Here is a 14,008-nt window from a genome sequence, read left to right on the forward strand (position 1 = left end):
CTGAAACTTGCCGACCAAGCGGCGACGTGATTGTGCAAGACGCGCAGGCAACGCTACCCAGAGCGCTACAACATCCCCAACAGCCACCCGGCCAACCCGCAGCCCAGCACCACCGCCCACGGCGGCAAGCGCCAGTGCATCAGCGCCAGCAAGGCCAGCAACACAACCGCCACATCCGTCAGGTGGGTGAGCGCACTGCCAGCCACCGGCCCGATCAGCGCCGCCAGCAACACCCCCACCACCGCCGCGTTGATGCCTGCCAGGGCCGACTGCGCCCGCTGGTTCTGCCGCAACCGATCCCAGAGGGGTAGCGCGCCAGCCACCAATAAAAACGACGGCAAGAAGATGGCGACCAGCGCCAGCATCGCACCCGTAACGCCGCCCAACGGGCCCGGCAACGCCGCGCCCAGAAACGCAGCAAAGGTGAACAGCGGCCCCGGCACCGCCTGCGCGGCACCGTAACCCGCCATGAACGCATCCAGGCTGACCCAGCCACGCGGCACCACCTCGGCCTGCAGCAAGGGCAGCACCACATGGCCGCCGCCAAACACCAGCGCGCCCACGCGGTAAAACACGCCAGCCACCTCCAGCGCGGCCTGCGGCCAAAGTTGTGCCGCCCAGGGCAAGCCCAGCAGGAGCATCAGAAACAGGAGCAACAAGCCCAGGCCCGTTCTACGCTTGACCGGGTAACTGGCCACATCCTGTCGCCGTGCCACGGGCGCGCCAGGCAAGCACAAACCCAAGCACCCAGCCACCACCAGCACCGCCATCTGCACGCCCACCGCGCTGTACAGCAGCAACACGGCAGCCGCTGCCAACGCCAGGGCAACGCGCCACCCATCTGTGCAAAACAGCCGCGCCATGCCCCACACGGCCTGGGCCACCACGGCCACCGCCACCAGTTTCAGCCCATGCAGCAGACCGTGCGGCAGCCCCTCCACACCCTGCGCCAGCCCCACACCCAAGGCTGCCAGCAACACCGCCGACGGCAGCGTGAACCCCAGCCAGGCTGCAGCGGCCCCGGCATACCCCGCGCGCAGCAAGCCAATGGCCATGCCCACCTGGCTGCTGGCCGGGCCGGGCAAAAACTGGCACAGCGCCACCAGGTCGGCATAGGCGTGCTCGGTCAGCCAGGCGCGGCGGGTGACCAACTCGTGGCGGAAATAGCCCAAATGCGCCACCGGTCCACCAAACGAGGTCAGGCCAAGGCGCAAAAACACGCCAAACACCTCCCAGGCGGGGGCACGGCTTGCGTGAATCGGTGGTTGGGCGGGCATGGCGGGATGCTACCGGCAGGCGCACAAGCGTGCGCTGCTCCGCCAAGTCAGCACCCACCTCATCCTTTATTTGATCCAGCCACGCGCTTTCATGCGTTCGCAGGCGTTTTGGCGCGGCGCCATCAGCGTCACACCTTTTTCTGTGGCGCGCGCCTGCATGGCTTGGTGTTGCTCGGCCTGCAGCGTCTTGCATTCTTCATACGTTTTGACCGAGCGCATCTGGGTCTGGTGGGCGATGCGTTCTTCAGCCGTCATCAGTGCCCAGCCTGGGGTGTTGGTGGTATCAAAACGCATGCCGCGCATGCCACCGGCGCCCGGACCCATCTGGCCAGCGCCCGCGCCAGGGCCAGCACCCTGCATGCCTGCGCCCGGGCCAGGGCCAGGGCCCATTTGGGCTAAAACGGAGGCCGACAAAGCGGCGGTCAGCACAGCGGTAAGGGCGATGCCTTTGAAAAGTGAGAAGGTTTTCATGATGAACTCCTTGGGTTAAACGGTTTGAGGCGGTCGCAGTTGCCTGCCGCCTTGACAGCCATTGGAGCGCTGTCGTGTAACCGGCCATACGGGTGGCAAGTGCCAATTTGCATCACCGTGTTGCACGCAAGCGCTGGGTTACAGTGCGTTACAAAACTGGCATCCTTCACAGCGGCTGCGCCACCCCCGGTGGGTTGTACGCTTGTGGTTGACCGATTTTTCACCACCATGGACAAAAGCGACTGCATCCTGATCGTTGACGATGAGCCCGAGATCCGCCGCCTGCTGGTGGACTACCTGGCGCGCAATGGTTTTGAAGCCATGGCGGCTCGCGATGCCCGTGAAGCGTGGCACATGCTGGCGCACCACGCGGTTGACTTGCTGGTGCTGGACCTGATGTTGCCCGACACCGACGGCCTGACCTTGTGCCGCGACCTGCGCGCCAAATCCAGTTTGCCGGTGATCATGCTCACCGCACGCGGCGAGGAGACCGACCGCATTGTGGGCATTGAGATGGGGGCCGATGACTATCTGGTCAAACCCTTCAACCCGCGCGAACTGCTGGCGCGCATCAAGTCCATCTTGCGACGCACCCGCGCGCTGCCGCCCAACCTGCAACCCGAGCCGGTACGCTGCCTGCGTTTTGCCAACTGGTGCCTGGACACCGCCGAGCGCCTGCTGATTGACCCTGACGGGGTGGCCACACCTTTGTCGGGCGGTGAATTCCGGCTGTTGCGCATCCTGCTGGAGCACCCCAACCGGGTGGTCACCCGCGACCAGCTCACCGAGATGATCCATGGTCGAGAAGCCGAGGCCTATGACCGTGCCATCGACGTGCAGGTCAGCCGCCTGCGCCAGCGCCTGCACGACGACAGCCGCGAGCCGCAACTGATCAAAACCGTGCGTGGCGAGGGCTACGTGCTGGCTGCCAGTGTCCTCGCTGGCAACACATGCCCGTGAAGCTGCCGTCCAGCCTGTATGCCCGCGTGGCCCTGATCCTGCTGGCAGGTTTGCTGGTGGCGCAAGGAATGAGTTTGTGGCTGCAATGGGGCGAGCGCTCTGCCGTGGTCAGCCGGGCGCGTGGTCAGGGTTTTGCCGACCACATCGCCCGCACGATTCGGGTGCTGGAAGCCGCCGTGCTGCAGCAGCGCAGCGCCACCCTGCCCGCCCTGCAGGACGACGACCTGAGCGTGGCCCTGATCGACCTCAGTCAGGTGTCACCGATGGTCCCGCGCGGCGCCATCAGCGCCCTGATTGCCCAACGCCTGGGCAGCGAGCGCCAGATTCGCCACGTCGCCACTGCCAATGCACCCCACCCATCAGACAGTGCCCAGCGCGGCTTCGACGTGCGGCTGGCCGACGGTCAGTGGGTTCGCATCACGATCAAACGAGGGGCTGAGTCGGCGGTGCCCGCGTGGTCCAACCGCCTGATGCTTCAACTGGTGTTGACCCTGACCATCGTCGCTGCGGTGGTGATGCTGGCGGTGCGCCAGGTGACCCGGCCGCTGCAGCAGTTGGCACAGGCGGCCGACACGCTGGGGCATGACCTGGACGCCCCAGCGCTACCTGAACAAGGCAGCGCTGAGACGCGCCGCGCCGCGCAGGCCTTCAACCGCATGCAAGGGCGCATCCAGCGGTTGGTGGGCGAGCGGGCACGGGCACTGGCAGCGGTCTCGCACGACTTGCGCACACCGCTTACGCGCCTGCGCCTGCGAACCGAACTCATCGACGACGCCTCCCTGCGCGAGCAGATGGGTGCCGATCTGGAGCGCATGGGCGCCATGCTGGACGGTACGCTGGACTACCTGCGCGCCCTGCAAACCAACGAGGTGGTGCGTTTGATCGACATCAACGCCCTGCTGGAAAGCATGACGGAAGACGCCCGGGTGCAGGGGCGCAGCATCCCGATCGACGGGCGGGCGTTGCAGCCATTTGCTGGGCGGCTGTCCGCATTGCGCCGCGCCTTGCAGAACCTGATCGACAACGCCTTCAAATACGGCGCCGGTGCCCGCATCAGCGTAGACGACAGCACGACCAGCCTGCGCATCACCGTGCAGGACGACGGCCCCGGCATTGCGCCCGAAGACCTGGCACACGTGACGGCGCCGTATTTTCGCGGTGACAGCGAGCGCAGCCAGCAGGGCAGCGGCGTCGGGCTGGGGCTGTCGATCGTGCAGGACATTGTGCTGATGCATGGCGGCGCGCTGTTGCTGGCCAACCGCACACCCACCGGGCTGGCGGCCACCCTGGCATTTCCGCGCGGCTGAAGTCCGAGTGCTGTTGCCACGAATGAACCACCATAGGCCCGGCTTTAGGGACTGAGGCAGAATCAGCCCATGATCGCAATTGATGTCTGGGCAACTGGCCCCTCCGGGTGCCGCTGCGGCCCAGACGGCGATCCCTTGTGTTTTTTTGCATCGTCATGACCACCGCCCACCCCCCCGACCCCACCCTGAGCCTCACCAGCGCCGAGGCCCTGAACCGCGACTGTTATTGCCGCACCCTGAACCAACAACGTCTGCGTGAGCAACTGGAGGCCGACCCCAGCCTGCATGGCCTGCTGGACACGGTGCTGAAAACTCGCGCCAACCTGTTTTCCAGCAGCGTGGTGTTCATCTCTGAGAAGGTGCAAGCCCAGATCCGTGCCACCGTGCAAACGATTGAAAGGGTGGCGACCCTGCCCGGCTACCAGGCGCAGGCGCTGGCCCGCGCCAACCCGGTGGCGCACTTTGACTTCGGGCCGCAAAGTGTCTGCATGGGGTACGACTTTCACCTCAGCCGCCAGGGGCCGCAGCTCATCGAGATCAACACCAACGCCGGCGGCCTGCTGCTCAACTCTGCGCTGGCCCGTGCGCAAGAGGCGTGTTGCGCCGAACTCGGCGGCGCCTTTGTCACCAGCCAACGCCAGAGCGCCCTGACCCGGACCATTTTTGACATGTTTGCCAGCGAGTGGCAGCGCCAGCGCGGCAACCAGCCCTGGCGCAACGTGGTGATTGTGGACAGCGCCCCGCAAGCGCAATACCTGGCGCCCGAATTTGAGCTGTTTCGCCAACTGTTTGCCGCGCAAGGCCTGCAGGCCTGGATTGCCGGCCCAACTGAGCTGCAATGGCAAGGCGGCCAACTGCTGCACCAGGGCACGCCGGTGGACATGGTCTACAACCGCCTGACCGACTTTTACCTGGAAGAACCTGCCCACCAAGCGCTGCGCCAGGCGTACGAAGCCGGTGCCGTGGTGCTGACCCCGCACCCGCGCGCCCATGCGCTGCTGGCCAACAAACGCAACCTGATCGCGCTGAGCCAGCAGCCGCTCTTGGCCGCCTGGGGTGCTGCAAGCAGCGACCGCCAGCTGCTGGCCGCCCATGTGCCCGCCACCCGGCTGGTGACGGCCGAGCGCGCCGATGAGTTGTGGGCGCAACGCCGCCAGTTGTTTTTCAAGCCGGTGGCTGGTTACGGTGCCAAAGCCGCCTACCGCGGCGACAAATTGACCAAGCGCGTCTGGGCCGAGATTCTGGCCGGTGACTTTGTGGCGCAGGCGCTGGTGCCGCCGTCCGAGCGGCTGATCGAGGTCGACGGCGTGGCCACCGACCTCAAGTTCGATTTGCGCGCCTTCACCTACGCAGGTGAGGTGCAACTGCTGGCCGCGCGCATTTACAGCGGCCAGACAACCAACTTTCGCACCCCCGGTGGCGGCTTTGCGCCGGTCATCGTGGTGCCTGATCCGGAGACTTTCTGATGTGCGGCATTTGTGGAGAACTGCGTTTTGATGGCAAAACGCCCGACATGGGCGCCATTGGCCGCATGTCGGACCAGCTGGCACGCCGTGGCCCGGACCATGCCGGCACCTACAGCGACGGCCCGGTCGCCTTTGGGCACCGCCGCCTGTCGATCATCGATTTATCCGCCCACGCCCACCAGCCAATGGTGGACGCCACGCTGCAGCTCACCCTGGTGTTCAACGGCACCATCTACAACTACCGCGAATTGCGCACCGAGTTGCAGGGGCTGGGTTACCACTTTTTCAGCGAAGGTGACAGCGAAGTCATCATCAAAAGCTACCACGCCTGGGGTGACCAGTGTGTGAAGCGCTTCAAGGGCATGTTCGCCTTTTGCCTGTGGGACCAGCGCAGCAGCCAGTTCTTTTTGGCGCGTGACCGTTTTGGCATCAAGCCGCTGTACCTCACCCAGGACTGCCACCGCCTGCGCTTTGCCTCCAGCCTGCCCGCGCTGCTGGCCGGTGGCGGGGTCGACACCACGCTGGACGCCGTGGCACTGCACCACCATTTCACCCTGCACACGGTGGTGCCCGCGCCGCGCACCGTCTTGAAAGGCGTGCGCAAGTTGCCGCCCGCTACTACGCTGACGATCCAGCCCGATGGCCGGATGGACCAGCAGGTGTACTGGACGCTGGACGCCACCCGCCCGGCGCAAGAAATACCCGAGCAAGACTGGCTGGCCGCCACACGCTACGCACTGGACCAAAGTGTGCACCGACGCCTGTTGGCCGCCGACGTGCCGGTGGGTGTGCTGCTCTCGGGCGGACTCGATTCCAGCCTGCTGGTGGGCCTGCTGGCCGAGCATGTGAAAGACCTGCGCACCTTCTCCATCGGTTTTGAAGACATGGGCAGCGGGACTGAGAAGGCCGACGAATTTGAATTCTCCGACCAGGTGGCCGCGCATTTCAAAACCCGCCATAAGCAGTACAGCATTCCCAACAGCGAGGTCCTCACCCGCCTGCCCGAAGCCATTGAGCAGATGACCGAACCGATGGCCAGCTACGACGTGATCGCGTTTTACCTGCTGGGCGAGCGGGTGGCCAAAGATGTCAAGGTGGTGATGAGCGGCCAGGGCGCCGACGAGGTGTTTGGCGGCTATTTCTGGTACCCCGAGATGGACGCGGCGCAAGGCACGCCGCTGCAGCGCTTCAGCCAGCACTACTTTGACCGCGACCACGCGGAATACCTGCAGATGATTACCCCCGCGTTCCAGGTGGGTGATGTCACCTCGGAGCTGGTGGCAAGTGAGCTTGCCAAGCCGCAAGCCGATGAATTTCTGGACGAAGTCTGGCGCTTTGACGCCACCACGCTGCTGGTGGACGACCCGGTCAAACGCGTCGACAACATGCCCATGGCCTGGGGGCTGGAGGTGCGCACGCCGTTCCTGGACCACGAGCTGGTGGAACTGGCCGCCAAGATGCCGCCCGCCCTCAAGCTCAAAGAAGGCGGCAAGTACCCGCTCAAAGCCATCGCCCGCGGCTTGATTCCCGATTCGGTGATTGACCGGCCCAAAGGCTACTTTCCGGTGCCGGCGCTGCGTTATGTGCGCGGGCCGTTTCTGGACAAGATGCGCGAGATTTTGATGTCTGAGGCGTGTTTGAAGCGCGGGCTGTACCAGCGCGACTATGTCGACAAACTGCTGGCCGAGCCGGAAGCGCCCGAGGCCTTCACCCGCATCAACGGCAGCAAACTGTGGCACCTGGCGCTGCTGGAATGGTGGCTGCAGGTGCACGTTGACCCCTATGGCGCGGGGAGAGGCGCCCCTTAGAATGTGATCCAAGTCAATTAATTGCTGGCCCGACAACAACACCACCCGGCACCGCCAGGGCGTTCCATCAAAAAAGGGGGAGGACTTGAACCATTTCAACATCGCGCACCTGGTGTCGCCATGACCGACCCGGGCCATCACCCCCTTGGCCGCGCGTCCGCCAAAGCACTGCTCAATTACGCCGTGGCGGCGCTGTTGATTGGCCCCGCCCTGACCCTGCTGCTGGCGGGTGTGTATGCACCCGACGTGGGCGTGATTTTTCTGGGCTCGATGTCGATGCTGGCGGTGGGCCTCATCGGTGGGCTGTTTCTGCAACGCGACCGGATCGGCCTGGCCATCCACACCCTGATCTACGGCGTCTGCCTGGCCGCCACGGTCATTGCCGTGTTCACTGGCGGCGTGCAGTCCCCAGCGATCATGCTTTACCCGGCGCTGATCCTGATGTACGGCGGGCTCAGCCAGGCCCGCGCCGGCATCCGTCTGGCGCTGCTGGTTTCGCTGCTGTGTGTGGGCCTGTGGCTGGCCGATGGGCAGGGTTGGCTGCCAGCAGCAACCCACGTGCCCTCCGCCATCCATCTGGTGCATGCTGTTCTGATCTTTGGGCTGATGGCGGCGCTGATGGCTTTCATCAACCAGGCCAGCTGGCGGCAGATGCACGCCTTGAACGCGGTGGGGCGCGAACTGTCCGACTACACCCAGCTGCTTGAGAAAAACACCGGCCTGCTGGAGCGTGCGCAAAGTATGGCCCACATGGGCAGCTGGGTGGGCGATATTGCGGCCGACAAGATCACACCGACGCCCGCGGGTTGCCGCATTCTGGGTCTGCCGGTGGGGTCACAGCTCAGTTTTCGGCGCTACCTGGCGCATGTGCATGTGGACGACCGTGCTGCGGTCAAGACAAGCTGGCAGGCGGCGCTCACGCAAGGTCTTTTTGATGGTGAGCACCGCCTGATCGTCAACGGCAACGTGCAGTGGGTGCGCCAACGCGCCGAGATTGTGTTTGACAGCCATCACCAGCCCCAAAGCGCCCTGGGCATCGTGCAGGACATCACCCCCCACAAACGCACACAAATGGCCCTGAAAGCCAGTGAGGAGCGCTACCGCACCCTGATCGAATGGTCGCCCGACGCGATTCTGGTGCACCGGCACACCCACATCATGTACGCCAACCCGGCCGCCTTGAAGCTGTTTGGCGCGCCAGACCTGCAGAGCCTGCTGCGCAAACGCACCACTGACCTGATCCACCCGACCTGCCTGGAGAGCCAGCGCTCACGCATGATGCGCATTGAGCGGGGCGAGCCGCTGCCACCCACCGCCGAGGCGCGTTTTGTGAAGCTGGACAGCACCGAGATCGATGTGGAAGTGCAAGGCACGGCCATCGAATTTGACGGTGAGCCCGCCATCCACGTGTCGATTCGCGACATCACCCAACGCAAACAGCTTGAAAACGAGATCCGGCAACTGGCTTTCTACGACACCTTGACCACGCTGCCCAACCGGCGGCTGCTCGATGACCGGCTGGGCCAGGCCATCACCGCCAACCGGCGCAGCGGCCAGTTTGGCGCGCTGATGTTTCTGGACCTGGACAACTTCAAGCCGCTCAACGACATCCACGGCCACGCGGTGGGCGACCTGCTGCTGGTGGAGGCCGCCAGCCGGCTCAAAACCTGTGTGCGCGAGATGGACACCGTGGCGCGTTTTGGCGGCGACGAGTTTGTGGTGCTGCTCGCCGAGCTGGACACCGACTGGCAAAAAGCCCGGCAAGTCGCCGACCAGATCGCCCGAAAAATCAAACTGGCCATGGCCAAACCCTACGTTCTGCCCACGCTCGGCCGGGCCGACCGCCCGCAGCGCATCGAACACCGCTGCACCTCCAGCATCGGCGTGGTGGTCTTTGCCAGCGCCCATGCCCACGCCGACGAACTCACCAAATGGGCCGACGCCGCCATGTACCAGGCCAAGAACGAGGGCCGCAACCGGATCTGCTTCTCAGAGCACTCCGACAACGAGGTGCTGGATAACTACTTCTTTGATAACCATTTTCCCGATGACATCAAAGGCTAGGGGCTGATGGGCGCGCGCTGTCAAACCAGCGCCAGCTTCAGGCGGCTGATGCCTTCGTCAATCTTGGCCACATCGGCGGTGGCAAACGAGAGGCGCAGCGTGGCGATGTCGGGGTCGTGCGCGTAGAACGGCGCGCCGGGCACAAAGGCCACCAGTTTTTCAATGGCGCGTTTGGCAAAGGCGGCTGCATCCGCGCTCTGGCCGTTGGCACCGGTCAACCGCGCCCAAAAGAACATGCCGCCCTGTGGGGCGTTGAAGGCAATCGCCTCACCCAGCTCACGCGTCAGGCACTGCGCCATCACCCGCGCGCGCTCGGCGTAGGTTTGGCGCACCACGGCCAGCGTGGGGCCCAGGCGGTTCATCGTCAGGTACTGCGCGCAGATGGCTTGGGTGAGGTTGCTGGTGTGGGCGTCGCTGAACTGTTTGCACATCACCGCCTTGGCCAGCAGTTCGGGCGGCGCCACCATCCAGCCCACGCGCAGGCCGGGGCTTAAGATTTTGCTGAAACTTCCGGCATGCGCCAGCCACTCGCGGCTGCCGGGCACGCTGTCGCTCAAAGCCAGCAGGCTGGGTGGCGGTGCGGCGTCAAAGTACAGCTCGCCATACGGATCGTCTTCCACCACCAGCGTTTGGGTGCGCACGGCTATTTCAAGAATTCGCTTGCGCCGCGCCAGGCTCAGTGTGGCGCCGCTGGGGTTGCTGAAGGTGGGAATCAGGTAGACCAGTTTGGGTTGGTGCTCTTCAATCAGTGCTTCCAGTTTGTCCACATCCACGCCATCGGCATCCACCGGCGCGCCGATGATGTGCGCGCCGTACAGGCGAAAGCACTGGATGGTGGCCAGGAAGGTGGGCGCTTCCACAATCACCTTGTCACCCGGTGAAATCAAACATTTGCCAATCAAATCAAGCGCTTGCTGGCTGCCGGTGGTGACGATCAGGCCGTCTGGCGCGACCGTGCTGCCTTTGCCAGCCATGAACGTGCTGATGCCTTCGCGCAGCGGGCCATAGCCTTCGGTGGCGCCATATTGCAGCACCGGGCCGGGGTGGTTGGCCAGCACCGCTGCGCTGGCCTGGGCAATGCCCTCGGCGTCAAACAGCGCCGGGTCAGGAAAACCACCGGCAAAACTGATGATGCCGGGCTTGCCCAGCAGCTTGAACAATTCACGGATGGCGGAGGTTTCGACGTTTTGCAGGCGGTCGGCAAATTGCATGGGGCAAGGCTTTCAGGAGAGATCGATAAAAAAGCAGCTTCCAAGCGCTTGGGTGCACGGTTTGCGCGGCGCGGCAGCTGACAGATAGGGTAAATTGTGACCGATTCGCCCGCCCCCTCTTCCCAGGAAAATCCATGCACGGTCTTGATGCTTTTTTTGCCAACGTCCAACTGCCCTCGATGTCCGAGGTGGCGCACGAGCTGATCCAGACCCTCAACAGCGAGAACCCCGATGTGTTTGAGGTCAGCCAGATCATCAGTCGCGACCCGGCCCTGAGCGCGCGGCTTTTGCGGCTGGCCAACAGCGCCCAGTTTGGCCTGCCGCGCGGCGTGAGCACGCTGGACGAGGCGATCCAGATGGTCGGCCTGGGCCAGGTGCGTGCGCTGGCCCTGAGCGCCAGCCTGAGCGACGCGTTTGCACCGCTGCCGGGTCTTGAACTTCAAGCATTCTGGCAACACAGCATGGCCTGTGCCGGTTACGCCCAGTGGCTGGCGGGCGCACTGGACATGGACGGCCAGCAGGCCTGGCTGACCGGCATGATGCTGCGCCTGGGCGAGTTGCTGATTGGCCACGCCAACCCGCAAGCGCTGACCGAGATCGAGCGCCTGCCGCAGCCGCCCGGCGCCCGCTGGGAGCGCGAAAAACGCCTGATCGGCTTCTCTGAAGGCCAGATCACGGCCGAGCTGGCACGCCGCTGGAACTTTCCGATGCAGATCACCCAGGCGCTGGAGCGCGCCTACGACCCGCTGGTGGAGCAAGCCTTCTCGCGCCTGGGCGCGGTGGTCAACCTGGCCGGGCTGCTGGCCGACATGCCGGGCGCCGACGCGCTGGCGGTCGACGCCTTGCCGCATGACGTGATCGACGCCCTGGGGCTGGAGGTGCGCTGGATGAAAGCCACCTTCCCCAGCGCGGACAGCTTTTTCAGCCTGCCATAAACCCATGAAGCCCGCGCAGATCCAGACCTTTTTTGCCACCCTGGCCGCGGTCAACCCGCAGCCGCAGACCGAGCTGGAATTTGCCAGTGTGTTTGAGCTGCTGGCCGCCGTGCTGCTGTCGGCCCAGGCCACCGACGTGAGTGTCAACAAAGCCACCCGACAACTGTTTCTGGTGGCCAACACGCCGCAAAAAATCCTCGACCTGGGTCAGGAGGGGCTGGAGAGCTACATCAAAACCATCGGCCTGTACCGCAGCAAAGCCAGACACCTGCTGCAAACCTGCCAGATGCTGGTGGACCTGCACGGTGGCCAGGTGCCGCGCACCCGCGAGGCGCTGGAAGCGCTGCCCGGCGTGGGCCGCAAAACCGCCAATGTGGTGCTCAACGTGGCTTTTGGCGAGCCCACCATGGCGGTGGACACGCACATTTTTCGCGTGGCCAACCGCACCGGCCTGGCACCGGGCAAAACGCCGCTGGCCGTTGAGCTGGCGCTGCTCAAGCGCATTCCGACCGAGTTCATGGTGCACGCCCACCACTGGCTGATCCTGCACGGGCGTTATGTGTGCCAGGCGCGCACACCGCGCTGCTGGGACTGTGCGGTGGCCAACACCTGTGACTTCACGCCCAAAACCACCGCCAGGTAGCGACCCGGTCGGTGCCTGATGGCGCCTCTGCGCCAGGACATGCAGCCGCTGACGCCAACCGGTCAACGCGTCGCACCCGCCAACACCAGCGACTGGCCAAAGGCGGGCGCCGCCTGCGGCCAGTCGGTGGCCTGGTCAATACGGCGCACGCCGCGCGCCAGCAGCGTGGCGGTGCGAATCACCCCGGCGTGGGTGACCCAGACCTGCGGTTGCGCGCTGGCCAGGGCTTCGTCCCAGACTTGTGCAACACGAGCCATCACCTGCGCCACACTCTCGGCGCCGCCAAAGCGGTGTTGCCAGAAGTCTGCCGTCCAGTCGTCCAGCGCCTGGCGCGGGATGCTGTCCCAACGCAGGCCCTCAAAGCGGCCGAAGTTCATCTCGACCAGGCGCGCATCGGTGTGACAGGTCACATCAGGCCGCAGCGCTTGCAGTGCTTTGGCAAGCTGCACACAGCGTTGTAGGGGGGAGCTCAGCAGCACCGCAGCGCGTGGCAGGTTTGGCGCCAAGGCCTGGGCGGCTTGTTGGGTGGCGCTGGCGCAGGCGGACACATCCAGCGCGCCGTAGCACACCCCTGGCGCAATCAGCGGCTGGGCGTGGCGCACCAGGTGCAAGGTGCGGGGTTGACGGTCAGGCGGCATGGGAAAAAATGCAAACGGCTGGCGCTGGCATCACAGGCTGAGCGCCAACCCAAGGTAAAACGCCAGTTCACACACCTGTTGTATGGCGCCCAGGCAGTCACCGGTGAAGCCACCCAGGCGGCGCGCCAACCAGCGCGTCATCCACACCCACGCCAGCAACGAGGCCACCAGCGCATGGGCCAGCGCTTGCAGCAAATCTGCGCCAGACACGTCCAGCGAGACAAAGTCCGTCGCCGCCTGCGCATAGACCGTCAGCACGATGGCCGCAAGACACCACATGAAGCCAGTCATGAGCGCGGCAAGGCTGATCTGGTCCGCCAGCGGCTTGGACTTGGAGCCCGCCGCATCGCCCACGTGGGTGAGCAGCCGGATGGTGAGCAGCGGCCAGGTGCGCGACACCACATGCGCCACAAACAGCGCCAGCACCAGCAGCGGCGCACTCACATCACCCAGCAGCCCGAGCAGCACCACCTTGGTCAGCAGCGCCAGAACCACCGCAATGGCGCCAAATGCGCCGACGCGCGAGTCTTTCATGATCTCCAGCGAACGGTTGCGGTCATAACTGCCGCCCAGCCCGTCCGCCACGTCGGCCAGGCCGTCTTCATGAAACGCACCGGTGAGCAGCACCGAGAACACCGTGCCCAAAGCCGCCGCCACCAGCGGTGCCGAGCCAGTGGCGGGCAACAGCATCAACAGCGCCGCCGTGAACGCAGCCACCAGCCCACCAACCAGCACGCCAACCCCCGGAAAGTGCCCGGCACTGGCGCGCAACATGGCCGGGCTGTACCCCACCCAAGCGGCCAGCGCCCCGGTGATGGGGATGCGGGTGAAGAACTGGATGCACAGGAGGTAGTGGCGAATGGCTTGGGTCATGGACATGTCTGGTGCGACTTGAAGGGATCGATTGTCGGGCAGGGTTGATGAGCGTTGGCTTTTCCCCTATCCCTCTGGGAGAGGGCCAGGGTGAGGGCTTTGGCTTTCGCAGCGACGTTTGGACGAAACAGTGTCCGATCTGAAGCGTCAAGGGTCGCGGGTAGGGCGGATGTCGAGGCCGATTTCAAAAAGCGAAGCGTCATGAGGCCTCGGCGTCCGCCCTGCCCGCGGCCCGGTTCAGGCCACTGGCGTTTGACTGGCTGGATCTGCCAATTCAAAAAACCATCGACAAACGCAGTCAGCACACGCAGGCGGGGACGGGCTCAAGGCCCGGGCCTCATGACGCTTCGCTTTT

12 protein-coding genes are annotated in these 14,008 nt (G+C 64.8%); 7 read left to right on the forward strand and 5 right to left on the reverse strand.

The genetic code is table 11. The annotated features are described in order from the left end of the window. Positions 1-65: 65 nt before the first annotated feature. Together chrA and LHU53_RS06095 are read right to left on the reverse strand one after the other, a co-directional pair. Positions 66-1,277: a chromate efflux transporter gene (gene chrA / locus LHU53_RS06090; RefSeq protein ID WP_227331333.1), complete on the reverse strand. Its 1,212-nt coding sequence runs from the start codon at positions 1,275-1,277 to the stop codon at positions 66-68. 66 nt (positions 1,278-1,343) lie between these two features. Further along, on the reverse strand, positions 1,344-1,748 hold the full coding sequence (locus LHU53_RS06095) for a hypothetical protein (protein WP_227331334.1): 405 nt from the start codon (positions 1,746-1,748) through the stop codon (positions 1,344-1,346). 228 nt (positions 1,749-1,976) lie between these two features. Here LHU53_RS06095 and LHU53_RS06100 point away from each other — a divergent pair, with 228 nt between their 5' ends. The 5 genes from LHU53_RS06100 to LHU53_RS06120 all read left to right on the forward strand — a co-directional run bounded on the left by LHU53_RS06100 (position 1,977) and on the right by LHU53_RS06120 (position 9,353). Next, complete coding sequence (locus LHU53_RS06100) at positions 1,977-2,708, forward strand: response regulator (protein WP_227331335.1); 732 nt, start codon at positions 1,977-1,979, stop codon at positions 2,706-2,708. Next, positions 2,705-4,015 carry an ATP-binding protein gene (locus LHU53_RS06105; protein WP_227331336.1) on the forward strand — a complete coding sequence of 437 codons (1,311 nt, stop codon included), beginning with the start codon at positions 2,705-2,707 and terminating at the stop codon, positions 4,013-4,015. Before LHU53_RS06100 ends, LHU53_RS06105 begins: the two co-directional genes overlap by 4 nt. Before the next feature lie 155 nt (positions 4,016-4,170). Then, positions 4,171-5,481 carry a hypothetical protein gene (locus LHU53_RS06110; protein ID WP_227331337.1) on the forward strand — a complete coding sequence of 437 codons (1,311 nt, stop codon included), beginning with the start codon at positions 4,171-4,173 and terminating at the stop codon, positions 5,479-5,481. Next, the gene (locus LHU53_RS06115) at positions 5,481-7,289 is read left to right on the forward strand and encodes an N-acetylglutaminylglutamine amidotransferase (protein ID WP_227331338.1); all 1,809 of its coding nucleotides are present in this window, start codon (positions 5,481-5,483) and stop codon (positions 7,287-7,289) included. Before LHU53_RS06110 ends, LHU53_RS06115 begins: the two co-directional genes overlap by 1 nt. 120 nt (positions 7,290-7,409) lie before the next feature. Then, positions 7,410-9,353, forward strand: coding sequence for a sensor domain-containing diguanylate cyclase (locus tag LHU53_RS06120; protein ID WP_227331339.1), 1,944 nt, complete (start codon positions 7,410-7,412; stop codon positions 9,351-9,353). A 20-nt stretch (positions 9,354-9,373) separates the two neighbouring features. On the opposite strand, the gene LHU53_RS06125 is transcribed toward LHU53_RS06120, so the two are convergent. Continuing rightward, positions 9,374-10,564 carry a PLP-dependent aminotransferase family protein gene (locus tag LHU53_RS06125; protein WP_227331340.1) on the reverse strand — a complete coding sequence of 397 codons (1,191 nt, stop codon included), beginning with the start codon at positions 10,562-10,564 and terminating at the stop codon, positions 9,374-9,376. A 134-nt stretch (positions 10,565-10,698) separates the two neighbouring features. Between LHU53_RS06125 and LHU53_RS06130 the strand changes: the two genes are divergently transcribed. Both LHU53_RS06130 and nth read left to right on the forward strand, forming a co-directional pair. After that, a complete protein-coding gene (locus LHU53_RS06130) occupies positions 10,699-11,499 on the forward strand; it encodes an HDOD domain-containing protein (RefSeq protein ID WP_227331341.1) in 801 nt (266 codons plus the stop codon). A 4-nt stretch (positions 11,500-11,503) separates the two neighbouring features. Then, a complete protein-coding gene (gene nth / locus LHU53_RS06135; protein ID WP_227331342.1) occupies positions 11,504-12,142 on the forward strand; it encodes an endonuclease III in 639 nt (212 codons plus the stop codon). A gap of 62 nt (positions 12,143-12,204) precedes the next feature. Here the strand turns inward: nth and LHU53_RS06140 are convergent, their stop codons facing one another. Both LHU53_RS06140 and LHU53_RS06145 read right to left on the reverse strand, forming a co-directional pair. Next, positions 12,205-12,780 (reverse strand): histidine phosphatase family protein, encoded by a 576-nt coding sequence (locus tag LHU53_RS06140; protein WP_227331343.1) that lies wholly within the window; start codon positions 12,778-12,780, stop codon positions 12,205-12,207. Positions 12,781-12,810: 30 nt separating this feature from the next. Continuing rightward, positions 12,811-13,653, reverse strand: coding sequence for an adenosylcobinamide-GDP ribazoletransferase (locus LHU53_RS06145; RefSeq protein ID WP_227331652.1), 843 nt, complete (start codon positions 13,651-13,653; stop codon positions 12,811-12,813). Between the last annotated feature and the right edge of the window lie 355 nt (positions 13,654-14,008).

Source organism: Rhodoferax sp. U2-2l (assembly GCF_020594515.1).
In the GTDB taxonomy this organism is placed as follows: domain Bacteria; phylum Pseudomonadota; class Gammaproteobacteria; order Burkholderiales; family Burkholderiaceae_C; genus Rhodoferax.

Bases quoted from the DNA above. Each gene is read 5' to 3' on its own strand.
- nth (WP_227331342.1), top strand. From the start codon at position 11,504: ATGAAGCCCGCGCAGATCCAGACCTTTTTTGCCACCCTGGCCGCGGTC.
- chrA (WP_227331333.1), bottom strand. From the start codon at position 1,277: ATGCCCGCCCAACCACCGATTCACGCAAGCCGTGCCCCCGCCTGGGAG.
- LHU53_RS06145 (WP_227331652.1), bottom strand. From the start codon at position 13,653: ATGACCCAAGCCATTCGCCACTACCTCCTGTGCATCCAGTTCTTCACC.
- LHU53_RS06120 (WP_227331339.1), top strand. From the start codon at position 7,410: ATGACCGACCCGGGCCATCACCCCCTTGGCCGCGCGTCCGCCAAAGCA.
- LHU53_RS06115 (WP_227331338.1), top strand. From the start codon at position 5,481: ATGTGCGGCATTTGTGGAGAACTGCGTTTTGATGGCAAAACGCCCGAC.
- LHU53_RS06110 (WP_227331337.1), top strand. From the start codon at position 4,171: ATGACCACCGCCCACCCCCCCGACCCCACCCTGAGCCTCACCAGCGCC.
- LHU53_RS06125 (WP_227331340.1), bottom strand. From the start codon at position 10,564: ATGCAATTTGCCGACCGCCTGCAAAACGTCGAAACCTCCGCCATCCGT.
- LHU53_RS06140 (WP_227331343.1), bottom strand. From the start codon at position 12,780: ATGCCGCCTGACCGTCAACCCCGCACCTTGCACCTGGTGCGCCACGCC.
- LHU53_RS06100 (WP_227331335.1), top strand. From the start codon at position 1,977: ATGGACAAAAGCGACTGCATCCTGATCGTTGACGATGAGCCCGAGATC.
- LHU53_RS06095 (WP_227331334.1), bottom strand. From the start codon at position 1,748: ATGAAAACCTTCTCACTTTTCAAAGGCATCGCCCTTACCGCTGTGCTG.
- LHU53_RS06130 (WP_227331341.1), top strand. From the start codon at position 10,699: ATGCACGGTCTTGATGCTTTTTTTGCCAACGTCCAACTGCCCTCGATG.